Here is a 22,794-nt window from a genome sequence, read left to right on the forward strand (position 1 = left end):
GGGCCGTGCCGCCGGTCAGACGGTGTCGAGGATGTCGACGACGAAGACCAGGTTGTTCTTGGCCAGCTGGTGCGAGGGGTCGGCGCCGTAGGCCTGGTTGGGCGGGATCGTCAGCAGGACGCGGTCGCCGACGTGCTTGCCGACCAGCCCCTTGTCCCAGCCCTGGATGACGCCGTTGACGCCGATCGGGAAGGCGCTCGCGCCGCCGTGGTCCCAGGAGGAGTCGAACTTCTCGCCGTCCTCCCACTTCACGCCGGTGTACTGGACGACCAGGCCCTCGCCGGCCTTGACCTCGGCCCCGTCACCCTTGATCAGCACCTGCTCCTTGAGCTCCTTGGGGGCCTTCTCGCCCTTGGGGATGGTGATCGTCGCGGCCTTCTGCGACGCCGCCTTCACCTCGGGCATCCCGGCCTCGGCCGCGGCCTGCTCCCCCTTCGCCTCGCCCTTCTTGTCGACCTTCTTGGCGTTGACGATGTCGACGACCCAGACCAGCGGGTCGGAGGGCTTGATCCCCGACTGCGGGTTCAGCTGCTCTCCGACGATCGCCTTGGCCGTGCCCTCGACCTGGATCCGGCTGCCGACCTTGTGGCCCACCAGCGCGTCCGCGACCTTGGTCGGCAGCATCTGTCCCTGCTGACCGGCTTCCTGCACGACCTGGGCGCGCGGGGCCTTCGGGGCGGCGTTCTGCCCCTTGGCCCAGGTGGAGCCGAGCGCCTTGATGTTTCCGGCGAAGTCCAGGCGGACGATGTCGCCCTTCTTCACCTCGGCGCCGTCACCGGTGGACACCTCGTCCACCACGATCTCGTCGGCCGCCTTGGCGCCCTTGGGCACCTCGATCTTGGGCTCGGATCCGAACGCTCCGGACACCTTCCCGACGGGTCCCGACTTCGGCGCGTCGTCGTCCTTGGAGTCGGACCCGCAGGCGGCGGTGAACAGGAGGGCGGGCACGACCAGTGCGGCGGCGTACCGGGCAGTCTTCGTGGGGTTCATCAGTCCAACTCGCGAGTAGGGGGCTCCGGGCAAGTCCCGCCACTGTACGACCTCACCCCGGGGGCACCACGAGTGCCGACACACCTCCGCCCCCGGCAGGGCCCGGGCGGCCGGGACGCCGGGGCCCTGCCGGGAGCCGCGGACCTCGCACCCGCACGGACCGGGCACGGTCCCGTTACTCGCCCCCGCACGCACGTGGGTGCGGCCCGGCCGGTACTCACCCCCCGTACGACCGGCCGTGGCCCCGGACCGCGCTCTCGCGCGGTCCGGGGCCACGGCCGGCTGCCGGAGGGCCTGTGGGCCGGTCACATGCCGGCGATCAGCTTCTCCACCCGCTCGTCCACGGAACGGAACGGGTCCTTGCACAGGACCGTGCGCTGGGCCTGGTCGTTGAGCTTGAGGTGGACCCAGTCGACGGTGAAGTCCCTGCGCTGCTCCTGTGCCCGGCGGATGAAATCGCCGCGCAGCCGCGCCCGGGTGGTCTGCGGGGGCACCGACTTGCCCTCGAAGATCTTCAGGTCGTTGCAGATGCGGGCGGTCTGCCCCTTCCTCTCCAGGAGGTAGAAAAGCCCGCGGCGGCGGTGGATGTCGTGGTAGGCGAGGTCTATCTGGGCGACCCGCGGATTCGACATGGTCATGTTGTGCTTGGCCCGGTACCGCTCGATGAGCTTGTACTTCATGACCCAGTCGATCTCGGTGTCGATCCGGTCGAGGTCCTCGGCCTCGACCGCGTCGAGGGTGCGGCCCCACAGCTCCAGGACCTGGTCGACGGTGCCGGTGCGGATGCCCCGGCGCTCGACGAAGTCGACGGCCTTCTCGTAGTACTCCCGCTGGATCTCGATGGCCGATGCCTCCCGGCCGCTGGCCAGGCGCACCTTGCGGCGGCCGGTGAGGTCGTGGCTGACCTCGCGGATCGCCCGGATCGGGTTCTCCAGGGTGAGGTCGCGCATCACCGTGCCCGCCTCGATCATGCGGAGCACCAGGTCGGTGGCGCCGACCTTGAGCAGCATGGTCGTCTCGGACATGTTCGAGTCACCGACGATGACGTGGAGGCGGCGGTACCGCTCGGCGTCGGCGTGCGGTTCGTCGCGGGTGTTGATGATCGGCCGGGAGCGGGTCGTCGCGGAGCTGACGCCCTCCCAGATGTGCTCGGCGCGCTGGCTGACGCAGTAGACCGCGCCGCGCGGGGTCTGGAGCACCTTGCCCGCGCCGCAGATCAGCTGCCGGGTGACGAGGAACGGAATGAGGATGTCCGCGAGTCGGGAGAATTCCCCGTGCCGGGCCACGAGGTAGTTCTCGTGGCAGCCGTAGGAGTTTCCCGCCGAGTCGGTGTTGTTCTTGAAGAGATAGACGTCGCCCGCGATTCCCTCCTCGTGCAGGCGGCGTTCGGCGTCGACGAGCAGGCCTTCCAGAATGCGCTCGCCCGCCTTGTCGTGCGTGACCAGTTCGGTCACGTTGTCGCACTCGGGTGTCGCGTATTCCGGATGCGATCCCACGTCGAGGTAGAGGCGGGCGCCGTTCCGCAGAAAGACGTTGCTGCTGCGGCCCCATGACACAACACGGCGGAAGAGGTAGCGCGCCACTTCGTCAGGTGACAGTCGGCGCTGTCCCCTGAACGTGCACGTGACGCCGTACTCGTTCTCCAGCCCGAAAATGCGGCGGTCCATGACTGAACATTACGCCTTATGGCCCGAGCTGAAACCGGGTTCGACGGCACCGTTTCGATCATTTTCCGATCCCGTCACGACCTCGCCCGTACGGATGGGAGCCGCGAGGAGCCTTCCGGTGGCCAGCAGGACGACCAGGGCCGCCACTCCCCCGGCCCCCGCGACGGCGAAGCTCCAGGCGGTGGAGCCGAGTTCGACGGCCGGCCCGGCAGCGGCCGTGCCGGCCGCCGCGCCTACGCCGAACGTGGTGACGAGCCAGGAGAACGCCTCGGTCACCGTGCCGCGCGGGGCATGGCGGTCGACCACGATGAAGGAGCAGGCGATGGCGGGCGCGAGGAACACCCCGGCGAGGGCGGCGAGGGCGGTCATGACCGGGACCGGGGGCGTGAGCGTCAGCGGCAGATAGCCCAGCGCCAGCAGTCCGACGATGACCCGCAGCCGCTTCTCGGGGGCGCCGGTCCACTGCCGCGCCCCGTAGGCCAGGCCGCCGATCAGCGCGCCGAGGCCGAGCGCGGCCATCAGCCAGCCGTACACGGACTCCTGCCCGTGGTCGTCGGCGTACGCCACCCCGGCCACCGTGATGGAGCCGAGGGCGAGCCCGACGAAGAAGAACGCGCCCAGGAGCGCGAGGAGTCCGGGCGAGCGCAGGGCGCCGAGCCAGTGCGCCTCGCGGGGTGCGGAGCGCCAGGTGCGCGAGGGTTCGGACAGGACGACCGAGAGCGCGCCGAGGACACCGATGGCGTTGATGACGAGCAGGGCGGCGGCCGGGGACCGGAGCGAGACGAGCAGGGTCACCAGGAGCGGCCCGACGGTGAACATGACCTCCTGCGCCACGGCGTCCAGGGCGTAGGCCCGGTGCACCTGGTCCTCGCCCTCGAGGACGTCGGGCCACAGCGCCCGCAGGCCGCCCTCCAGGGGCGGAGTGGCGAGACCCGCGACGACGACGGCGACATAGGCCAGCGGGAGCGAGCCGAGGCCGGTGAGGGCCAGCAGGACCATCCCGAGCGCGGAGAGCACGGCGGCCGGGAGCTGGACGCGCGGCTGCCCGTACAGGTCGACCGCCCGGCCGAGCAGCGGCTGCCCCACGGCGGTCGCCAGCCCGTACGCGGCGGCGAGCGCCCCGGCCAGGGTGTAGCTGCCGCCCTCCGCGCGGGTGAACAGCACGATCGCGATGTGCGCGGTGCCGTTGGGCAGCCGCCCCACCAGGGTGCCCGTCAGCAGCCGGGCCGCGTGCCGCGCCCGGAGGATGTCCAGATATCCCGCGGCCATTCCCGCCCCTCTCCGCCCCGGCCGCCCACGCGCCGAAGTGTTACGTATAACCTCAGGACTCATACGTACCATGTGCGCAGTTCGCGGGTCCACCCCGCGGCTCCACGGAACATCCCGCACGGAGGCACGAGTGACCAGCGCGCAGCAGCCCGTTCCCGCCCGGCCCACCAGCCGCGACGTGGCCCGTGCGGCGGGCGTCTCGCAGGCGACGGTCTCCCTGGTCCTCGGCGGGAAATGGCCGGGCCGGGTGTCGGAGGCCACGTCCCGGCGGGTCCGGGACGCGGCGGCCGAGCTCGGCTACCGGCCCAATCTGGCGGCCCGCAGCCTCCGGCTCGGCCGGACCAGGACCGCCCTGCTGGTGGTGCCCGCCCTCACCAACGAGTTCTTCGCCCGTGTGTACGCCGGGGCCGCGGGGCTCGCCGCCGAGCACGACTTCGGCGTGGTGCTCTACCCCTCGCCGGACGGCACGGGCCCGGCGAGGGACCCGTTCGCCTCGGCCCGCGCGGCGCTCGACGGGGTCATCGCGTCCTCGATGGCCGCCGACGCGCTGGAGGCGCTGCACGGGGCGGACCTTCCGCTGGTGATGCTGGACAGCGATCCGTCGGGCAGCGGTCCGGCCGCCCACGTGAACCTCGACATCGCCGACGGCATGCGGCAGGTGACGGACCATCTGGTGGGCCTCGGCCACCGCCGCTTCCTGCACCTGGCGTCCGCCGTGGACACCTGGACGTTCGCGGTGCGCGCCGCCGCGCTGCACGACGCGCTGGGCGCGGTGGGGTCCGCGACGGTACGGACCGTACGGGCCCCGCTGGACGTACGGGCGGGCCGGGAGGCCGTGGAACAGGCGCTGGCGGCCGCCGGGGACCGGCCCACCGCGATCGTCTGCGACGACGACATCCTGGCGGCGGGCGCCTGCAAGGCGGCCCGCAGGCTCGGGCTGCGGGTGCCGGACGAGCTGTCGGTCACCGGCTTCGACGATCTGGCGCTGGCGACCGCCCTGGAGCCGGAGCTGACCACGGTGCGGCTCCCGGCGGAGCTGGTCGGCGAGCGGGGCATGGAGGCGCTGCTCGCCGTGCTGGACGGCCGGCCCGTCGAGCCGGGCGGTCTGCCGGTCCGGCTCGTCGTCCGCGGCTCCACCGCTCCGCCGCGCGCCGCCGGGGCATGACGAGGCGCTGCCCCCGGACCGCGGACCGGGGACAGCGCCGGGTGCTGCTCGCTACTCCTCGGTGGAACCGGACGCGCTGCCGGTGTCGGGAGCGTCGCTCTCCTCGGTGTCGGACGGGGCGTCCGTGGGCGTGCTGCCCGCGGAGTCCGTCTCCAGCAGCCGGGCCAGCTGACGGCCGACGATCCGCTTGAACTTGCGCTTCTGGGGGCGGGTGCGGTCCAGGACCGCGACCTCCAGGCGCTCGGCGGGGATCTCCCGCTCGCCGCCGCCGGGCTCCCGCGAGAGGGCCTGTACGGCGAGCTTGAGCGCCTCGGCCAGTGTCATGCCGTCGCGGTGGCGCTGGTCGAGGAAACCGCTGATCTGCTCGGCGTTGCCGCCGACCGCGACCGAGCCGTGCTCGTCCACGATCGAACCGTCGTGCGGCAGCCGGTAGATCTGGTCGCCCTCGGGATCGGTGCCGACCTCGGCGACCACCAGCTCCACCTCGTACGGCTTCTCGGCCGCGCTGGAGAAGATGGTGCCGAGCGTCTGCGCGTAGACGTTGGCCAGCCCACGGGCCGTCACGTCGTCGCGGTCGTAGGTGTACCCGCGCAGATCCGCGTAGCGGACTCCGCCGATGCGGAGGTTCTCGTACTCGTTGTACTTGCCTGCGGCCGCGAAGCCGATCCGGTCGTAGATCTCGCTGAACTTGTGGAGTGCGCGGGACGGGTTCTCGCCGACGAACACAATGCCGTCGGCGTACTGCAGCACAACGAGGCTGCGACCACGGGCGATGCCCTTGCGGGCGTATTCCGCCCGGTCGGCCATGGCCTGCTGGGGTGAGACATAGAACGGCGTCGACACCGGCTATCCGTCCCTTTCTGTCAGTGACGAGTGCGTCGGGGGGCTCGGAATCCGGATCAGAGCAGCGCTGCGCGCGGGCCGTCGGGCTGCTCCAGCCGGCGTTCCAGGACGGAGCGCGCGATCTCGGAGGACTCCTGGTCGGTCAGCCTCCGGAAGCCTTCGTCGGTGATGACGGTGACGATCGGGTAGATGCGGCGGGCCACGTCCGGACCGCCGGTCGCCGAGTCGTCGTCCGCCGCGTCGTACAGCGCCTGCACGACCAGCGTGAGGGCCTGCTCCTCCGTCAGGTCCGCGCGGTAGAGCTTCTTCATGGAGCCGCGGGCGAAGATCGACCCGGAGCCGGTGGCGGCGTAGCCGGTCTCCTCGGAGCGGCCGCCGGTGACGTCGTAGGAGAAGATCCGGCCCTTGTCGCGGTCGACGTCGTAGCCCGCGAACAGGGGCACCACGGCGAGGCCCTGCATGGCCATCGCGAGGTTGGAGCGGATCATGGTGGAGAGGCGGTTGGCCTTGCCCTCCAGGGAGAGCTGGGCGCCCTCGACCTTCTCGAAGTGCTCCAGCTCCAGCTGGAACAGCTTGACCATCTCCACGGCCAGTCCGGCGGTGCCGGCGATGCCCACCGCCGAGTACTCGTCGGCCGGGAAGACCTTCTCGATGTCGCGCTGCGCGATCATGTTGCCCATGGTGGCGCGCCGGTCGCCGGCCAGGACCACGCCGCCGGGGAAGGACGCGGCCACGATGGTCGTCCCGTGCGGCGCCTCGATGGCCCCCTGGAGCGGCGGCAGGCTCCGATTGCCCGGAAGCATCTCGGGCGACTGGTCGGAGAGGAAGTCCATGAACGAGGACGACCCCGGCGTCAGGAAGGCAGCTGGTAGACGCCCGGTGCTACGAGTGTTGGCTTCCACGCGTTTCCCTCCAGGTATGCGATGGCCCTGCGCAAGAGAGTCAGGATCATCCCCCAACTTGCCGATGGCCGAATTGCCGTTGAAGCACGTACGTACGCCAGGGACCCTACCCGTCCGGCGGGAGTGATCCACATGTTCGGCGGAGGTTGTCCGTACCGATCCGGCGGGGCCGGGAAGCGGCCCCCGTGTCGGCGCGCGGGGCGACGGCGTGCGCCGCGACGCCACGCCCTCACCCCGTCTCCCCCGCTGTCCGCACGGGCGCCCGGAACGCTCCGGGCGCCTGTGCGGCCGGGCTACTGCCCGCCCTTCTGGACGAAGGACCTCACGAAGTCCTCGGCGTTCTCCTCCAGGACGTCGTCGATCTCGTCCAGGACCGAGTCGACGTCGTCGCTCAGCTTCTCCTGGCGTTCCGCGAGGTCCTCGGACGCCTGCGCATCCTGCGCCTGCTCCTCGGTCTCCTCGGTGGAACGCGTCGCCTTCTGCTGTCCGCCGCCGGTGTCCTTGGTCGCCATGTAGCTCACCCCGCTCGGTTCGAAGCAATCGAAGCTCTTGATCAGACCCTACCCACGGGGCCCGACATCTGGCCCGGTGGTTGTTCGACGTCCGGGCCTCGGGTGATTGATTCCCAGCCCGGAGGACTTTCAGCCGCCCGTCAGCGCCCGGACCAGCTCCTCCGCCGTACGGCAGCGGTCCAGCAGGCCCTGGACGTGTTCCCTGGTCCCGCGCAGCGGCTCCAGGGTGGGTACCCGTTGCAGGGAGTCACGGTCCGGCAGGTCGAAGATGACCGAGTCCCAGGAGGCTGCCGCCACGTCGTCGGCGTACTGCTCCAGGCAGCGGCCCCGGAAGTAGGCCCTGGTGTCCTCCGGCGGCTGCGTACGGGCCCTGGTGACGTCGTCCTCGTCCAGGAGGCGCTTGATCTTCCCGCGCGCCACCAGGCGGTTGTACAGGCCCTTGTCGGGGCGCACGTCCGCGTACTGGAGGTCCACCAGATGGAGCCGCGGAGCGTCCCAGTCCAGGGCGTCGCGGCGGCGGTAGCCCTCCATCAGCTCCCGCTTGGCGATCCAGTCCAGCTCGCCCGACAGGCTCATCGGGTCGGTCTCCAGCCGGTTGAGCGTGTCCTCCCAGCGGGTCAGGACGTCCTTGGTCTGCTCGTCGGCGTCCGCGCCGTACCGCTCGTCGACGTACTTGCGGGCCAGCTCGAAGTACTCCATCTGCAACTGGACGGCGGTGAGCGTCCGGCCGCTGCGGAGCGTGATCAGCTGACGCAGGTCCGGGTCGTGCGAGACCTCGTGCAGGGTGCGGACGGGCTGGTCGACCGCGAGGTCGACGGTGATGAACGCGTCCTCGATCATGGACAGCACCAGGGACGTGGTGCCGAGCTTGAGGTAGGTGGAGATCTCCGAGAGGTTGGCGTCCCCGATGATCACGTGGAGCCGGCGGTACTTCTCCGCGTCGGAGTGGGGTTCGTCCCGCGTGTTGATGATGGGGCGCTTGAGCGTGGTCTCCAGGCCGACCTCGACCTCGAAGTAGTCGGCGCGCTGGCTGATCTGGAAGCCGTGCTCGTGTCCGTCCTGCCCGATGCCGACCCGGCCCGCGCCCGTGACGACCTGGCGGGAGACGAAGAACGGCGTCAGATGGCGCACGATGTCCGAGAACGGCGTCTCCCGCTGCATGAGGTAGTTCTCGTGCGTGCCGTAGGAGGCGCCCTTGTTGTCGGTGTTGTTCTTGTAGAGGTGGATCGGCTGGGCTCCGGGAATGGCGGCCGCCCGCTCGGCGGCCTCCGCCATGATCCGCTCGCCGGCCTTGTCCCAGAGCACCGCGTCGCGCGGATTGGTGATCTCGGGCGAGCTGTACTCGGGGTGCGCGTGGTCGACGTAGAGCCGGGCGCCGTTGGTGAGGATGACATTGGCCAGGCCGATGTCCTCGTCGGTGAGCTGGCTGGAGTCGGCGGTCTCGCGGGCGAGGTCGAAGCCTCGCGCGTCACGCAGCGGGTTCTCCTCCTCGAAGTCCCAGCGGGCGCGCCGCGCCCGGTGCATCGCCGCCGCGTAGGCGTTGACGATCTGGGACGAGGTGAGCATGGCATTGGCGTTGGGGTGGCCGGGGACGGAGATCCCGTACTCCGTCTCGATGCCCATTACTCGCCGTACGGTCATGCGGCCCTCCTTGCCCGGCGTCGGTCCCCTCCGGGAGCGACGCTCACGTACCGCTGCTGGGTCCGGTGCGTGTGTGGTGCCCGACACCGCACTGCGCGACTCGGCGGTACCGCAGAGCCTAGAGCGCCTCTGCGCCGGTGGGGAGATCAATTACGACATTGCTCCGGCGTGGCCGGAACGGGGAATGCGACCGGCTGCGGAGGCCCACCGGGCCTTCCGCAGCCGGTCCGTGCATTACAGGTACTGGCCGGTATTGGCCACCGTGTCGATGGAGCGTCCGGTGTCCGCGCCCTGCTTTCCGGTGACGAGTGTGCGAATGAAGACGATCCGCTCACCCTTCTTTCCGGAAATCCTGGCCCAGTCGTCCGGGTTGGTGGTGTTCGGCAGGTCCTCGTTCTCCTTGAACTCGTCCACGCAGGCCTGCAGGAGATGGGCGACCCGCAGCCCCTTCTGGCCCTGTTCCAGGAATGCCTTGATGGCCATTTTCTTGGCCCGGTCGACGATGTTCTGAATCATCGCGCCGGAGTTGAAGTCCTTGAAGTACAGGACTTCCTTGTCGCCGTTGGCGTACGTGACCTCGAGGAAGCGGTTCTCCTCGGACTCCGTGTACATCCGCTCCACGACCGACTGGATCATGGCGTGGGCGGCGGCCTCGCGCGAGCCGGTGTGCTCGGAGAGGTCGTCCGCGTGCAGCGGAAGCGACGGGGTCAGGTATTTCGCGAAGATGTCCTTCGCGGCCTCGGCGTCCGGACGCTCGATCTTGATCTTCACATCGAGGCGACCGGGTCGCAGGATGGCGGGGTCGATCATGTCCTCACGGTTGGAGGCGCCGATGACGATGACGTTCTCCAGGCCCTCCACACCGTCGATCTCGGCGAGCAGCTGCGGGACGATGGTGTTCTCCACGTCCGAGCTGACGCCGCTGCCGCGGGTGCGGAAGAGGGACTCCATCTCGTCGAAGAAGACGATGACGGGGGTGCCCTCGCTCGCCTTCTCCCTCGCTCGCTGGAAGACCAGGCGGATGTGCCGCTCGGTCTCGCCGACGTACTTGTTGAGCAGCTCGGGGCCCTTGATATTGAGGAAGTAGCTCTTCCCCGCGGGCTGCCCGGTCACCTCGGCGACCTTCTTGGCGAGCGAGTTGGCGACGGCCTTGGCGATGAGCGTCTTGCCGCAGCCGGGCGGACCGTAGAGCAGGATGCCCTTCGGCGGGCGGAGCTCGTGCTCCTTGAAGAGGTCGGGGTGCAGGTACGGAAGCTCGACCGCGTCCCGGATCAGCTCGATCTGGTCGCCCAGACCGCCGATCTTGTCGTAGTCGATGTCCGGCACCTCTTCGAGGACGAGCTCCTCGACCTCGCTCTTGGGCACCACTTCGTAGACGTAACCCGACCTGGAGTCCAGGAGCAGGGCGTCGCCGGAGCGGATGGTGAGGTTCAGCAGCGGTTCGGCGAGCCGTACCACCCTCTCCTCGTCGGTGTGCCCGACCACCAGGGCGCGCTCGCCGTCCTCGAGGATCTCCTTGAGGGTGACGATGTCCCCGGCGCGCTCGAACTCCATGGCCTCGACCACGTTGAGCGCTTCGTTGAGCATGACCTCCTGGCCACGCCGCAGGTCCTCGAGCTCGACACTGGGGCTGACGTTCACCCGGAGCTTGCGGCCCCCGGTGAAGATGTCGCAGGTGCCGTCCTCGTTGGCCTGCAGGAAGACGCCGAAGCCGGCCGGCGGCTGCGCGAGCCGGTCGACCTCCTCCTTGAGGGCCACGATCTGGTCACGCGCCTCGCGGAGCGTGTTGGCGAGCCGCTCGTTCTGTGCGGACACGCCTGCCAGATTCGTCTGCAACTCGACGACGCGCTCTTCGAGAATCCTCGTGTGGCGCGGCGAGTCGGCGAGCTTACGTCGCAGGACGGCGATTTCCTGCTCGAGATAGGCAACCTGGCCGGCTGGGTCCTCCGACCCTCGCGTGGGCCGGATGCCGCGGTTGATGTCGTCGTCGTGGGCTGCCACGGTCCTCACCTCCTCCATGGGGAGCTGGACGCTTCCTGACCCTACCTGGGTGGGTGGTGATTGAAACCCCTAGATCACAAAGACTGCGGGGTGTGTCCGATCTTCACCCTTGCGCTCTCCCTCACGCCAAGGGAATACCCACCCTTCGGCACCGGAAAGCAGCCGGTTGTATCGTCGAACCGGTCAACACCCGTCAGGGCTGGCTCCAATTGGTTCGGATACGCAGGAACGGCAGGACACATGACCGTGCAGCAGGACTCGCCGGGCGACAGTGACACGCAGGACCTGGAGGTCTGGATCGACCAGGACCTCTGTACGGGCGACGGCATCTGCGTGCAGTACGCCCCCGATGTCTTCGAGCTGGACATCGACGGCCTGGCGTATGTGAAGAGCGCGGACGACGAGCTGCTCCAGGACGCGGGGGCGACCACTCCGGTGCCGCTGCCGCTGCTCCAGGACGTGGTCGATTCGGCCAAGGAGTGTCCCGGGGACTGCATCCACGTACGGCGCGTCAAGGACAGCGTCGAGGTGTACGGGCCGGACGCCGACTGACCGGCCGTCCTTCCGCGCCCCGGACGTCGCGGGGTGGACCGGGAGCGAGCGCTCAGGCGCTTCGGGCGAGGTCTCCGGTGCTGCGGACGAAAGCCTTCCCCCGCCACCGCCAGGACGCCTGTTCCTCCTGGTCGGGGCAGCAGCGGGGCACCTCCAGGGAGGAGTAGCCGAGCAGGGTCGCGGAGACGGCGCCGCCGCGTACGGCGAAGTCCTTGACCGTCTTGCGGTCGGCGGGGTCCACCAGGGTCGCCACGACCCGCGGCGCGGCCCCGTCCGTCCGTGTCAGGACGTAGATCCCGGCGGGCGGGGTCCCCGACCCGGCGTCGCAGTGCACCACGGCGACGGTTTCCGGCCGCCCGTCGCCGTCCAGGTCGCCGGGGGCGTGCCGGGCGACGGTCGTCCCGGCCGCGCCGCACTCCAGCGGGAAGTCCACACCGGCCGGGTCCGGGGCGGGCGCGGCGGCACCGTGCGGCGTGGTGGTCCGCTGCTCGGAGGCCGTGGCGGTCGCGGTGGCCGTGCGGGGCTGGAGCAGTCCGGCCAGCGCGACGACCCCCGCCATCGCCGCGGCCGTGGCGAGCCAGTGCACCGGCTTGGCGGCGGTGTGGGCGAGGTCCGGGAGCGCGGGTGTCTGCACGCGGTACGTCTCCTGATGGTTCCTGGGAGCCCGCTGGGGGGAGCACCCCCGAGGGGTTGCCGGAATCGTGCCACACCTCACACGCGGGCGGAACGGCGGGGTCCACGGAAAAAGCGCCGCCGCGCGGTCCCCGGTCGGTCGGGGAACCGCACGGCGGCGCCGGTGCGTTGTGCGGGTCAGGCTCCGGCGGTGGCGGCGCCACCCCGGCTGTTGGGTCCGTCGTAGTCCTCGCCGTAGGCGCCCTTGGAGGGGCGGCGGCGGCGCTGCGGCGGCTCGACGCCGTCCGCGAGACGCCGCGCGGTGACCAGGAAACCGGTGTGGCCGATCATCCGGTGGTCGGGACGGACCGCGAGGCCCTCCACGTGCCAGTTGCGGATCATCGACTCCCAGGGCTGCGGTTCGGCGAAGCAGCCGATCTCGCGGATGGACTCGACGGTGCGCGAGAGCTGGGTGGTGGTGGCCACGTAGGCGCAGAGGATGCCGCCGGGCACCAGGGCCTTGGAGACGGCCTCCAGGCACTCCCAGGGGGCGAGCATGTCCAGCACGACGCGGTCGACGTCGGTGTCGGAGAGGTTGTCCTGGAGGTCTCCGACGGTCAGCTGCCAGGCCGGGTGCGGGGAGCCGAAGTAGCGCTCGACGTTCTGCTGGGCGATCTCGGCGAAGTCCTCGCGGCGCTCGTAGGAGTGCAGCATGCCCTGCTCACCGATGGCGCGCAGCAGGAAGGTGCTGAGCGAGCCGGAGCCGACCCCGGCCTCCACGACGCGCGCGCCGGGGAAGATGTCGGCGAAGGCCAGGATCTGGCCCGCGTCCTTGGGGTAGACCACGGCGGCGCCGCGGGGCATGGAGAGGACGTAGTCGGGGAGCAGGGGGCGCAGCGCGAGGTAGGCGACGTTTCCCGTGGTGCGGACAACACTGCCCTCGGGCGCACCGATCAGCTCGTCGTGCGGGAAAGAACCCTTGTGGGTGTGGAAGTTCTTTCCGGCTTCGAGCGTGAAGGTGTAGTGGCGGCCCTTGGGGTCGGTGAGCTGTACCTGGTCCCCGACCTTGAAGGGCCCACGTCGGCGGGCGGCACCGGTCGGTTCAGACATGTGACCAGCCTACCGGTGATTCCGGGGCCTCCCGCCGCCCCTCCCGCGGGTGCCGGGGGGCTCAGGAGCCAGGTCGGGCCATGGCCTTGACGAAGGCGCGCTCCACATCGGCGGTGGAGAGGACGCCGTAGATCTCGCCGGTCTCCTCGACGACCAGGTACTCGGTGGCGGGGGTGGCCTTGAGCCGGTCCAGGAGGGCCTCGCCGGCCAGCTCCGCGGGGACCCGCATGCCGTCGGTGAGGTCCTGGGCGAGGCCGCTGACGGCGACCCAGGGCCGGCGGTGCTCGGGGACGCCGACGATGGCGGCCTCGCGGACGAGGCCCTTGGGGTTGCCCTGTCCGTCGACCACGACCAGGGCGCGGGCGCCCGCCTCGTTGGCCCGGCGCAGCGCTTCGGAGAGCGGGGTGGCGGACTCGACGGGAACGGCGCGGCGGGTCAGGGTGCGGGCCCGGAGGTCGGGCAGGTGTTCGCGGAGGCGGGCCACGCGCAGGCTGTTCCCCGCGCCGGTCCAGATGATGCCGGCGAGGATCGCGGCGAGCAGCGCGTCCATGACGGTCTCGACCCCGCCGATGTCCTGGGAGTCGCCGCCGAGCGTTCCGGTGTGGGTGAGCAGCGGCAGTCCGACCAGGACGACGACGGCGAGGCCGCGGCCGACCCAGGCGGCGGCGACGGTGCCGCTCATGGGCTTGCCGGTGATCTTCCAGACGACGGCGCGGAGCATCCGGCCGCCGTCCAGGGGGAGGCCGGGCAGCAGGTTGAAGGCGGCCACGATGAGGTTGGAGATCATCAGGCCGGCCAGCAGGACGCCGGGGACGGTGCCGGGCTCGACGAGCTGCATCGCACCGTAGAAGACGCCGCCGAGGACCAGGGACAGGAGCGGTCCGACGAAGGCGAGGACGAACTCGCGGCCGGGGGTCTCGGTCTCCTTCTCGATCTCCGAGACGCCGCCGAAGAACTGGAGCTGGATGCGGCGGACCGGGAGTTTGTAGCGCAGCGCGGCCACCGTGTGGGCCAGTTCGTGGACGAGCACGGAGGCGTAGAAGGCGATGGCGAAGAACAGGGCGACCAGATAGCGGGCGCCGCCCAGCTCGGGCAGGACGCGGTCGAGCTGGCCGCCGAATACCCAGGTGATCAGCGCGGCGACGACGAACCAGCTGGGGGCGACGTAGACGGGCACGCCGAAGGGGCGGCCCATGAGCAGGCCGCCACCGGGGTCCGCGGGGCGTTTCGGCTTGCCGGGGCCGGCACCGGGGCCGGTGCCCCCTGAGCCGGGCTGCGGCCGCCCGCTGTCGCCGCTGTCGTCCACGGGTTCCCTTCGGTCGGGTGTGTGGCCTGTGCCACGATCATGCACGTGCGAGGGTCTGCCGTCGATGGTATGCCGCTCGCTGTCGGTGGCGGGCCGTAGGGTCGTGAGACATGACCTCCGTGCCGCGTCCACCCCAGCCGCCCACGTCGCTGTCGCCGTCGCGGGCGAGCGATTTCATGCAGTGCCCCTTGCTCTACCGCTTCCGGGTGATCGACAGACTGCCGGAGAAGCCCAGCGAGGCGGCTACCCGCGGCACGCTGGTCCATGCAGTGCTGGAGCGGCTCTTCGACGCCCCGGCGGCCGACCGTACGGCGCCGCGGGCGCGGGCACTGGTCCCCGGCCAGTGGGACCGGCTGCTGGAGTCGAAGCCGGAGCTGGGCGAGTTGTTCGACGGGGATGCCGGGGGCGAGCGGCTGACGCGCTGGCTGGGCGAGGCGGAGCGGCTGGTGGAGCGGTGGTTCTCGCTGGAGGACCCGACGCGGCTGGAGCCGGCGGAGCGCGAGATGTTCGTCGAGACGGAGCTGGAGTCGGGGCTGCGGCTGCGCGGGGTGATCGACCGGGTGGACGTCGCGCCGAGCGGCGAGGTCCGGATCGTCGACTACAAGACGGGGAAGGCGCCGCGGCCGGAGTACGCCGAGGGGCCGCTGTTCCAGATGACGTTCTACGCGCTGGTGATCTGGCGGCTCAAGGGCGTGGTGCCGCGCCGGCTCCAGCTGGTCTATCTGGGCAGCGGCGACGTGCTGACGTACGACCCGGTGATGGCGGATCTGGAGCGGGTGGAGCGCAAGCTGCTGGCGTTGTGGGACGCGATCGCGCTGGCGACGGAGACCGGTGACTGGCGGCCCCGGCCGACGAAGCTGTGCGGGTGGTGCGACCACCGGGCGGTGTGTCCGGAGTTCGGCGGGACTCCCCCGGTCTACCCGCTGTCCGTCCGCCCGGCGGACGCGGACGAGGGCGACCAGGGCAGAATGGGACCGGTCCGGGCCGAGGCCGGCCGAGCCGTGGCCCTTGAGGGCCCTTAAGGAGTTCCTGTGGCGATCCGCGTCCTTCTGGTCGACGACCAGCCTCTGCTGCGCACCGGTTTCCGGATGATCCTGGAGGCGGAAGGCGATCTGGCGGTGGTGGGCGAGGCCGGTGACGGTCTCCAGGCCATCGACCAGGTGCGGGCGCTGCAGCCCGATGTGGTGCTGATGGACATCCGGATGCCGCGTATGGACGGGGTGGAGGCGACCCGTCAGATCACCGGCCCCGGTAAGGACGGCCCGGCGAAGGTGCTGGTGCTGACCACCTTCGATCTCGACGAGTACGTGGTGGAGGCGCTGCGCGCCGGCGCCAGCGGCTTCCTGCTCAAGGATGCTCCGGCGGCCGAACTGGTTCAGGCGATCCGGGTGGTGGCGGCGGGCGAGGCGATGCTCGCGCCGAGCATCACGCGCCGCCTGCTCGACAAGTACGCGGACCATCTGCCGTCCGGCGAGGAGCCGGTCCCGGACGCCCTGCACACGCTGACGGACCGCGAGCTCGAGGTGCTGAAGCTGGTGGCGCGGGGCCTGTCCAACGCGGAGATCGCGGCGGACCTGTTCGTCAGCGAGACGACGGTCAAGACCCATGTGGGCCACGTGCTCACGAAGCTGGGTCTGCGCGACCGGGTGCAGGCCGCGGTGTACGCGTACGAGAGCGGGCTGGTGCGCCCCGGCGCGCAGTAGCCGCCCCCGCGCCCGGTGAAGCCGTCCGGCCCGTCGTTCCCCTCCCGTGGGGGCGGCGGGCCGGACGGCGTTGCGGCACTCAGGCGTTGGGCCGGTTGAGTTCCCAGAGCTGCAGTTCGGAGGTGGCGCTGACGGACCGCTCGACCCCGGCGATCCCGTCGCGGGAGGCCACGTACTGCTTGCCCTGCCAGATCGGGAGCACCGGTACGTCGTCGGCGACGATGTCCTGGAGCTTCTCGTAGGTGTCCGCGGCGGCGGCGCGGTCGGCCGTCCGGCGGGACTGCGGGATGAGCACCTTCTCCGCCTCGCGCGACCGGTAGGGCGAGTTGAGGAAGTTGTCGGTGTCCAGGAAGGGCGCGGTGTAGTTGTCCGGGTCCGGGAAGTCGGGGAACCAGCCCATCCCGTAGGCCGCGTAGTCGCCGCGCTTCTGCTCGGGGCGGTACGTCGACCACTTCTCGCCCCCGGACGGAGACCTTGAAGAGGCCCGAGGCGTTCAGCTGCTGCTGGATCGCCCGGAACTCCTCGGCGGTGGCCGGGCCGTAGTGGTCACTGGTGTAGTGCAGGGTGAACTTCACCGGCGTCCTGACCCCGGCGTCGTCGAGGATCTTGGCGGCCTTGGCGGTGCTGGGCTCGCCGTACTTGTTGAAGAAGGCGTTGGTGTGCCCGGCGATGCTGGACGGGATCAGCGAGTAGAGCGGCTCGGCGGTGGTGCCGTAGACCTTCTCCGCGATCCGGCCCCGGTCGATGACCTGCGCCATGGCCTGCCGCACCGGCTTGGTGACCACCGGGTCCTTGGTGTTGAAGCCGAGGTAGCTGATGGCGAGGCCGGGCAGTTCGGTGAGATCCACACCTTCCTCCGGCGCCACGAGCATGGCGTGGGCCTGCTCGGGCGACATGGCCCGCGTCATGAGGTGGATCTTCTTCTCGTCGAGCGCCTTGCCCATGGCTCCGGCATCGGGGAAGAGGTCCATCTCGACCTTGTCGTTGAGCACCTTCAACTCGCCCTTGTACGAAGGGTTCCTGGCGAATTCGATCTTGACGACGCGGCCGTCCTCGATCTCCGGCTTCATGGTGTACGGGCCGGAACCGTTCACCTGGAAGCCGGTGCGGGCCGCCTTCGCCGGGTACTGCGCCTTCGGGACGATGCCGGCGGCCGGGGTGGCGAGCTTGTACGGGAAGGTCGCGTCGGGCGTGTCCAGGTGGAAGATCACCTGGTCCTCGCCCTTGGTCTCGATCATGTCGATGTTGGCGAGCAGGCCGACGGGCCCGCTTTCCGCGCCGATGTCGATGACGCGCTGGATGGAGTGCTTCACGTCCTCGGCGGTGACGGGCGTCCCGTCGGCGAACGTGAGGCCCGACCGCAGGGTGCAGCGGTAGCGCTCGTTCGCGGTGTCGGTGAAGGAGCAGCTGCGGGCGGCCTCGGGCACCGGCTCGCCGCCGCCGCCGGGCACGGTGGTGAGGGTCTGCACGGTCTGCCGCAGGACGTTCCAGACGCCCGCCTCGTAGCCGATGGCCGGGTCGAGCGGCGCGGGGTTCTCCCGCGAGGCGACGAGCTGGTCCGTGGTGCCGACGACGATGGCGCCCTTGCCATCGGCGCCACCGTCCGTGCCGCCGCAGGCGGCGAGCACGGGGGCGAGCAGGCCGACGACGGCCGGCAGCACCAGGGTCTTGCGGTTCATCTGGACGTTCTCCCTCATCCCGGCAGGTGAGGGATCAACGCTAGTAGCCGTGGCTCCACGCCCCGGACCGTCCGGCGGACGGCTCGCGCCGCCCCGGCCGCCCACCGGGAGATCATATGATCACGATGTCGGACAGATCATCCGATCTCGGTGGCCCGCCAGGCGGTTTCGCGTGAGGAAGGTCACCGTTCCCCCCTCTTCACAGAGGCACCCCTCAGGTGATCCACATCCACGGAACGTTGCCGGAACGCACACGGACCGGGCAGAACGTCCGCTGTTCGTTCACATGTGCGCGCGGTGTGCCCCTCAGCCCGTTCCGGTGATGAGCTTGCGCAGGAAGGCCAGATCCACGTCTTCGAGGGAGCCGACCACGACGCGCCCGACGTTCGGGGCGATGGGGGCGACGGACGGCACCGCGACGACCCGGCACCCGGCGGCCTCGGCGGCGGCCACCCCGGTCGCGGTGTCCTCGATGACGGCGCAGCGCCAGGGGTCGGCGCCGAAACCCGCGGCGGCGGTGAGGTAGGGCTCGGGGTGGGGCTTGGTCCGGGTCACCTCGTCGCCGGCGACCGTGAGCGCGAAGTGGTGGTGACCCACCGAGTCCAGCACCCGGTCGATGATCCGGCGGTGGGAGGCGGAGACCAGCGCGGTGGGCACCTCGTGGACGGCCAGTTCGGCCAGCAGCCGCTCGGCCCCCGGCATCAGCGGCACGCCCCGGCTGATGCGGCTCTCGAACCCGTCGTTGAGCAGCACGGTCAGCTCGTCCAGCCGGATGTCGGCGCCGGTGGCGTCGATGAGGTAGCCGGCGCTGCGGGTCATCGGGCCGCCGACGACCACGTCCCGCCAGGACTCCTCCAGCCGGTGCCCGAGGCCGGCGAAGACCTCCTTCTCCACGTCCCACCAGAAGCCCTCGGTATCGACCAGGGTTCCGTCCATGTCGAGAAGGACCGCCTGCAGAGCGGCTCCTTCGGCCGTGCGGGTCAAGGACGCGGGAACCGTACTGGTCATCCGGCACACCTTCCGTCGGGGGGCGAGAAGGCCGGCCGCCGTTCCCACGGGTGGGAGGGCGACCGGCCTGCACTGGACCGACCAGTGTACGACGTGTCGGGTCGCGGTGCGCGAAGGACGCGGGACCGCGGCGTGAACGCGGGGCTAGCGGGCGTTGAAGTACTTCGCCTCGGGGTGGTGGATGACGAGGGCGTCGGTGGACTGCTCCGGGTGGAGCTGGAACTCCTCGGAGAGGTGCACCCCGATCCGCTCCGGCTGGAGCAGGTCGGCGATCTTCGCCCGGTCCTCCAGGTCCGGGCACGCCCCGTAGCCGAGCGAGAACCGCGCGCCCCGGTACTTCAGCGCGAACATGTCCTCGACCTCCGCCGGGTCCTCCCCCGCGAAGCCCAGCTCGGCCCGGACGCGGGCGTGCCAGTACTCGGCCAGGGCCTCGGCGAGCTGGACGGAGAGGCCGTGCAGCTCCAGGTAGTCGCGGTAGGAGTCGGCGGCGAACAGTTCGGCGGTGGCCTCGCCGATCCGGGAGCCGACGGTGACGATCTGGAGGCCGACGACGTCCGTCTCCCCGGACTCCTCGGGGCGGAAGAAGTCCGCCAGACAGAGGCGGCGGCCGCGGCGCTGGCGCGGGAAGGTGAAGCGCGTGCGCTCGGATCCGTCCTCGTGGAGGAGGATCAGGTCCTCGCCCTTGGACACGCAGGGGAAGTAGCCGTAGACGACGGCCGCCTCCAGGAGGTTGTTGGACTGGAGGTGGTCGAGCCAGCCCCGCAGACGCGGGCGCCCCTCGGTCTCCACCAGCTCCTCGTACGTCGGCCCGTCGCCGGTCCTGGCCTGCTTGAGCCCCCACTGGCCCTTGAACAGGGCGCCTTCGTCGAGCCAGGAGGCGTACTCCTTGAGCGGGATGCCCTTGATGACTCGGGTGCCCCGGAACGGCGGCTCGGGGACGGGGTTGGTGGTGGAGACGTCCGAGCGCACCGAGCCCTCGGGCTCCTGGACCTCCGGCACCGCCGCGTCGGTGTTCTTCCTGGGGACCCGGCGCTGCTTCAGCTCGGGCAGAGCCGCGCCCGGCACCCCGCGCTTGACGCCGATGAGCGCGTCCATGAGGCGCAGGCCCTCGAAGGCGTCGCGGGCGTAGCGGACCTCGCCCTCGTAGATCTCGTGGAGGTCCTGCTCGACGTAGGCCCTGGTCAGCGCGGCGCCGCCGAGAATGACCGGGAAGTCGGCGGCCATCTTGCGCTGGTTCAGCTCCTCCAGGTTCTCCTTCATGATCACGGTGGACTTCACCAGGAGACCGGACATGCCGATGACGTCGGCGCGGTGTTCCTCGGCGGCTTCCAGGATCGCGGAGACGGGCTGCTTGATACCCAGGTTGACGACGTTGTAGCCGTTGTTGGAGAGGATGATGTCGACGAGGTTCTTGCCGATGTCGTGGACGTCGCCGCGGACGGTGGCCAGCACGATGGTGCCCTTGCCCTCGTCGTCGGACTTCTCCATGTGCGGCTCCAGGTGGGCCACCGCGCTCTTCATGACCTCGGCGGACTGGAGGACGAAGGGCAGCTGCATCTGGCCGGAGCCGAACAGCTCGCCGACCACCTTCATGCCTTCCAGCAGCGTGTTGTTGACGATGTCGAGGGCGGGGGTGTCCTGGAGGGCCTCGTCGAGGTCGGCCTCCAGGCCGTTCTTCTCGCCGTCGATGATGCGGCGCTGGAGCCGCTCGTCCAGCGGGAGGGCCATCAGCTCCTCGGCCTTGCCCGCCTTCATCGACTTCATGTTGACGCCCTCGAACAGCTCCATGAGCTTCTGGAGGGGGTCGTAGCCCTCGGCGCGGCGGTCGTAGATCAGGTCGAGGGCGACCTTGACCTGCTCCTCCTCCAGCCGGGCGATCGGCAGGATCTTCGAGGCGTGCACGATCGCCGAGTCCAGACCGGCCTTGACGCACTCGTCGAGGAAGACGGAGTTCAGCACCACGCGCGCGGCCGGGTTGAGGCCGAAGGAGATGTTCGAGAGGCCGAGGGTGGTCTGGACGTGGGGGCGGCGCTTCTTCAGCTCGCGGATGGCCCCGATGGTGGCGATGCCGTCGCCGCGGGACTCCTCCTGACCGGTGCAGATGGTAAAGGTCAGGGTGTCGATGAGGATGTCGGACTCGCGGATGCCCCAGTTGGTGGTGAGGTCGTCGATGAGCCGCTCGGCGATGGCGACCTTGTGCTCGACGGTGCGGGCCTGGCCCTCCTCGTCGATCGTCAGGGCGATCAGCGCGGCGCCGTGCTCGGCGGCCAGGGCGCTGACCCGGGCGAAGCGGGAGTCGGGGCCGTCGCCGTCCTCGTAGTTGACCGAGTTGAGCACGGCACGGCCGCCGAGCTTCTCCAGGCCGGCGCGCAGAACGGGCAGTTCGGTGGAGTCCAGCACGATCGGCAGGGTGGAGGCGGTGGCGAAGCGGCCGGCCAGCTCGGTCATGTCGGCGACGCCGTCGCGGCCCACGTAGTCGACGCAGAGGTCGAGCATGTGCGCGCCCTCGCGGATCTGGTCGCGGGCCATCTCCACGCAGTCGTCCCACCGGGCCTCCAGCATGGCCTCGCGGAACTTCTTCGAGCCGTTGGCGTTGGTGCGCTCCCCGATCGCCAGGTAGGCGGTGTCCTGACGGAAGGGGACGTGCTGGTAGAGGGAGGCGGCGCCGGGTTCGGGACGCGGGTCGCGCTCGGTCGGCGACAGCGCGCGGGCCCGCTCGACGACGGCCCGCAGGTGCTCGGGGGTCGTACCGCAGCAGCCGCCGATGAGGGAGAGGCCGTAGTCCCGGACGAAGTGCTCCTGGGCGTCGGCCAGCCCCTCGGGGCCGAGCGGGAAGTGCGCGCCGTCCTTGGTGAGGACCGGCAGGCCGGCGTTGGGCATGCACATCAGGGGCGTACGGGAGTGGCGGGCGAGGTAGCGCAGGTGCTCGCTCATCTCGTCCGGGCCGGTCGAGCAGTTCAGCCCGATCAGGTCGATGCCCAGGGGCTCCAGGGCGGTCAGGGCCGCGCCGATCTCGGAGCCCAGCAGCATGACGCCGGTCGTCTCGAAGGCGAGGGAGCAGATCAGGGGCACCTGGACGCCGAGGGCGTCCATCGCCCGGCGTGCGCCGATGATGCTGGACTTGGTCTGGAGCAGGTCCTGGGTGGTCTCGACGATCAGCGCGTCGGAGCCGCCGGCGAGGAGGCCCTCGGCGTTCCGCTGGTAGCCGTCGCGCAGGACGTCGTAGGTGATGTGGCCGAGCGAGGGCAGCTTGGTGCCGGGACCGATCGAGCCGAGGACCCAGCGCTGCCGCCCGTCCTCGGCGGTGAACTCGTCCGCGACCTCGCGGGCGATCCGGGCGCCGGACTCGGAGAGCTCGTGGATGCGGTGGGCGATCTCGTACTCGTTGGCGGCGGAGTGGTTCGCGCCGAAGGTGTTGGTCTCGACGCAGTCGACGCCGACCGCGAAGTACTCCTCGTGGACCGAGCGCACGATGTCGGGCCGGGTGATGTTGAGGATCTCGTTGCAGCCTTCGAGGTTCTCGAAGTCCTCCAGCGTGGGGTCCTGTGCCTGGAGCATGGTGCCCATCGCCCCGTCGGCCACCACCACGCGGGTGGCGAGTGCATCTCGGAGCGCGTCTGCGCGGGTCCGGCTGTCGGCGGCGGATGTCGGCAACGAGGCCATGGATGATCTCCCGGGGATGCGACGGCTGTCGGCTTTGCGCCCTTCTCGGGGAAGGCGCACGCCGCCAGCCTAGCCGGATCGCCTCCGGGCCCGTCGATGCGTCCGAACGGCGGACTGCATGCTGTGCGGGGTGCGGCGGGTGCGCTCCGGTGGCGGAGACTTTCCCCCGGA

Annotated in this window: 17 protein-coding genes and 2 pseudogenes; 4 read left to right on the forward strand and 15 right to left on the reverse strand. The window is 70.6% G+C overall.

Annotated features, from left to right (window positions below; all coding sequences use genetic code 11):
* Nucleotides 1-15: 15 nt before the first annotated feature.
* The 3 genes from QFZ71_RS04150 to QFZ71_RS04160 all read right to left on the reverse strand — a co-directional run bounded on the left by QFZ71_RS04150 (nucleotide 16) and on the right by QFZ71_RS04160 (nucleotide 3,926).
* Entirely contained in the window at nucleotides 16-990 is a 975-nt protein-coding gene (locus tag QFZ71_RS04150) for an FKBP-type peptidyl-prolyl cis-trans isomerase (RefSeq protein WP_307666888.1), read from the reverse strand.
* 305 nt (nucleotides 991-1,295) lie between these two features.
* On the reverse strand, nucleotides 1,296-2,657 hold the full coding sequence (gene pafA, locus QFZ71_RS04155; RefSeq protein WP_307666889.1) for a Pup--protein ligase: 1,362 nt from the start codon (nucleotides 2,655-2,657) through the stop codon (nucleotides 1,296-1,298).
* Nucleotides 2,658-2,666: 9 nt separating this feature from the next.
* Nucleotides 2,667-3,926 carry an MFS transporter gene (locus QFZ71_RS04160; protein WP_307666890.1) on the reverse strand — a complete coding sequence of 420 codons (1,260 nt, stop codon included), beginning with the start codon at nucleotides 3,924-3,926 and terminating at the stop codon, nucleotides 2,667-2,669.
* Between the two features lie 130 nt (nucleotides 3,927-4,056).
* On the opposite strand from QFZ71_RS04160, the gene QFZ71_RS04165 reads away from it, so the two are divergent.
* Nucleotides 4,057-5,091 carry a LacI family DNA-binding transcriptional regulator gene (locus QFZ71_RS04165; protein ID WP_307666891.1) on the forward strand — a complete coding sequence of 345 codons (1,035 nt, stop codon included), beginning with the start codon at nucleotides 4,057-4,059 and terminating at the stop codon, nucleotides 5,089-5,091.
* 51 nt (nucleotides 5,092-5,142) lie between these two features.
* Here QFZ71_RS04165 and prcA read toward each other — a convergent pair whose 3' ends face one another.
* The 6 genes and pseudogenes from prcA to arc all read right to left on the reverse strand — a co-directional run bounded on the left by prcA (nucleotide 5,143) and on the right by arc (nucleotide 10,990).
* On the reverse strand, nucleotides 5,143-5,934 hold the full coding sequence (prcA, locus tag QFZ71_RS04170; RefSeq protein WP_307666892.1) for a proteasome subunit alpha: 792 nt from the start codon (nucleotides 5,932-5,934) through the stop codon (nucleotides 5,143-5,145).
* 56 nt (nucleotides 5,935-5,990) lie between these two features.
* Complete coding sequence (prcB, locus tag QFZ71_RS04175) at nucleotides 5,991-6,836, reverse strand: proteasome subunit beta (RefSeq protein WP_307666893.1); 846 nt, start codon at nucleotides 6,834-6,836, stop codon at nucleotides 5,991-5,993.
* A pseudogene (locus tag QFZ71_RS04180) lies at nucleotides 6,788-6,977 on the reverse strand (endonuclease domain-containing protein); the annotation flags it as partial. The gene prcB and the pseudogene QFZ71_RS04180, both read right to left, overlap by 49 nt.
* A 152-nt stretch (nucleotides 6,978-7,129) precedes the next feature.
* The gene (locus QFZ71_RS04185; protein WP_018515354.1) at nucleotides 7,130-7,348 is read right to left on the reverse strand and encodes a ubiquitin-like protein Pup; all 219 of its coding nucleotides are present in this window, start codon (nucleotides 7,346-7,348) and stop codon (nucleotides 7,130-7,132) included.
* Between the two features lie 129 nt (nucleotides 7,349-7,477).
* Nucleotides 7,478-8,989, reverse strand: a complete 1,512-nt coding sequence (gene dop / locus QFZ71_RS04190) for a depupylase/deamidase Dop (protein WP_307666894.1) — start codon at nucleotides 8,987-8,989, stop codon at nucleotides 7,478-7,480.
* A gap of 234 nt (nucleotides 8,990-9,223) precedes the next feature.
* Complete coding sequence (arc, locus tag QFZ71_RS04195) at nucleotides 9,224-10,990, reverse strand: proteasome ATPase (protein ID WP_307666895.1); 1,767 nt, start codon at nucleotides 10,988-10,990, stop codon at nucleotides 9,224-9,226.
* A gap of 240 nt (nucleotides 10,991-11,230) precedes the next feature.
* On the opposite strand from arc, the gene QFZ71_RS04200 reads away from it, so the two are divergent.
* The gene (locus tag QFZ71_RS04200; RefSeq protein WP_307666896.1) at nucleotides 11,231-11,542 is read left to right on the forward strand and encodes a ferredoxin; all 312 of its coding nucleotides are present in this window, start codon (nucleotides 11,231-11,233) and stop codon (nucleotides 11,540-11,542) included.
* A gap of 52 nt (nucleotides 11,543-11,594) precedes the next feature.
* On the opposite strand, the gene QFZ71_RS04205 is transcribed toward QFZ71_RS04200, so the two are convergent.
* The 3 genes from QFZ71_RS04205 to QFZ71_RS04215 form a co-directional block, all read right to left on the reverse strand.
* Entirely contained in the window at nucleotides 11,595-12,176 is a 582-nt protein-coding gene (locus QFZ71_RS04205; RefSeq protein WP_307666897.1) for a hypothetical protein, read from the reverse strand.
* Between the two features lie 176 nt (nucleotides 12,177-12,352).
* On the reverse strand, nucleotides 12,353-13,264 hold the full coding sequence (locus QFZ71_RS04210) for a tRNA (adenine-N1)-methyltransferase (RefSeq protein WP_307666898.1): 912 nt from the start codon (nucleotides 13,262-13,264) through the stop codon (nucleotides 12,353-12,355).
* Between the two features lie 61 nt (nucleotides 13,265-13,325).
* Nucleotides 13,326-14,570 carry a site-2 protease family protein gene (locus QFZ71_RS04215; RefSeq protein ID WP_307666899.1) on the reverse strand — a complete coding sequence of 415 codons (1,245 nt, stop codon included), beginning with the start codon at nucleotides 14,568-14,570 and terminating at the stop codon, nucleotides 13,326-13,328.
* A gap of 176 nt (nucleotides 14,571-14,746) precedes the next feature.
* On the opposite strand from QFZ71_RS04215, the gene QFZ71_RS04220 reads away from it, so the two are divergent.
* Together QFZ71_RS04220 and QFZ71_RS04225 are read left to right on the forward strand one after the other, a co-directional pair.
* The gene (locus QFZ71_RS04220) at nucleotides 14,747-15,592 is read left to right on the forward strand and encodes a PD-(D/E)XK nuclease family protein (protein WP_307671334.1); all 846 of its coding nucleotides are present in this window, start codon (nucleotides 14,747-14,749) and stop codon (nucleotides 15,590-15,592) included.
* A gap of 9 nt (nucleotides 15,593-15,601) precedes the next feature.
* On the forward strand, nucleotides 15,602-16,273 hold the full coding sequence (locus QFZ71_RS04225) for a response regulator transcription factor (RefSeq protein ID WP_030114150.1): 672 nt from the start codon (nucleotides 15,602-15,604) through the stop codon (nucleotides 16,271-16,273).
* 79 nt (nucleotides 16,274-16,352) lie between these two features.
* Here QFZ71_RS04225 and QFZ71_RS04230 read toward each other — a convergent pair.
* The 3 genes and pseudogenes from QFZ71_RS04230 to metH form a co-directional block, all read right to left on the reverse strand.
* Nucleotides 16,353-17,952, reverse strand: a pseudogene (locus QFZ71_RS04230) (ABC transporter substrate-binding protein).
* Between the two features lie 306 nt (nucleotides 17,953-18,258).
* Nucleotides 18,259-18,960 carry an HAD family phosphatase gene (locus tag QFZ71_RS04235; protein WP_307666900.1) on the reverse strand — a complete coding sequence of 234 codons (702 nt, stop codon included), beginning with the start codon at nucleotides 18,958-18,960 and terminating at the stop codon, nucleotides 18,259-18,261.
* A 144-nt stretch (nucleotides 18,961-19,104) separates the two neighbouring features.
* On the reverse strand, nucleotides 19,105-22,623 hold the full coding sequence (gene metH / locus QFZ71_RS04240) for a methionine synthase (RefSeq protein ID WP_307666901.1): 3,519 nt from the start codon (nucleotides 22,621-22,623) through the stop codon (nucleotides 19,105-19,107).
* Between the last annotated feature and the right edge of the window lie 171 nt (nucleotides 22,624-22,794).

The sequence above is a fragment of the Streptomyces sp. V2I9 genome (genome assembly GCF_030817475.1).
GTDB lineage: Bacteria > Actinomycetota > Actinomycetes > Streptomycetales > Streptomycetaceae > Streptomyces.

Excerpts from the sequence above, each read along its gene's own strand:
- QFZ71_RS04150 (WP_307666888.1), bottom strand. The coding sequence starts at position 990 with ATGAACCCCACGAAGACTGCCCGGTACGCCGCCGCACTGGTCGTGCCC.
- pafA (WP_307666889.1), bottom strand. The coding sequence starts at position 2,657 with ATGGACCGCCGCATTTTCGGGCTGGAGAACGAGTACGGCGTCACGTGC.
- QFZ71_RS04160 (WP_307666890.1), bottom strand. The coding sequence starts at position 3,926 with ATGGCCGCGGGATATCTGGACATCCTCCGGGCGCGGCACGCGGCCCGG.
- QFZ71_RS04185 (WP_018515354.1), bottom strand. The coding sequence starts at position 7,348 with ATGGCGACCAAGGACACCGGCGGCGGACAGCAGAAGGCGACGCGTTCC.
- dop (WP_307666894.1), bottom strand. The coding sequence starts at position 8,989 with ATGACCGTACGGCGAGTAATGGGCATCGAGACGGAGTACGGGATCTCC.
- QFZ71_RS04200 (WP_307666896.1), top strand. The coding sequence starts at position 11,231 with ATGACCGTGCAGCAGGACTCGCCGGGCGACAGTGACACGCAGGACCTG.
- QFZ71_RS04210 (WP_307666898.1), bottom strand. The coding sequence starts at position 13,264 with ATGTCTGAACCGACCGGTGCCGCCCGCCGACGTGGGCCCTTCAAGGTC.
- QFZ71_RS04220 (WP_307671334.1), top strand. The coding sequence starts at position 14,747 with ATGCAGTGCCCCTTGCTCTACCGCTTCCGGGTGATCGACAGACTGCCG.
- QFZ71_RS04235 (WP_307666900.1), bottom strand. The coding sequence starts at position 18,960 with ATGACCAGTACGGTTCCCGCGTCCTTGACCCGCACGGCCGAAGGAGCC.
- metH (WP_307666901.1), bottom strand. The coding sequence starts at position 22,623 with ATGGCCTCGTTGCCGACATCCGCCGCCGACAGCCGGACCCGCGCAGAC.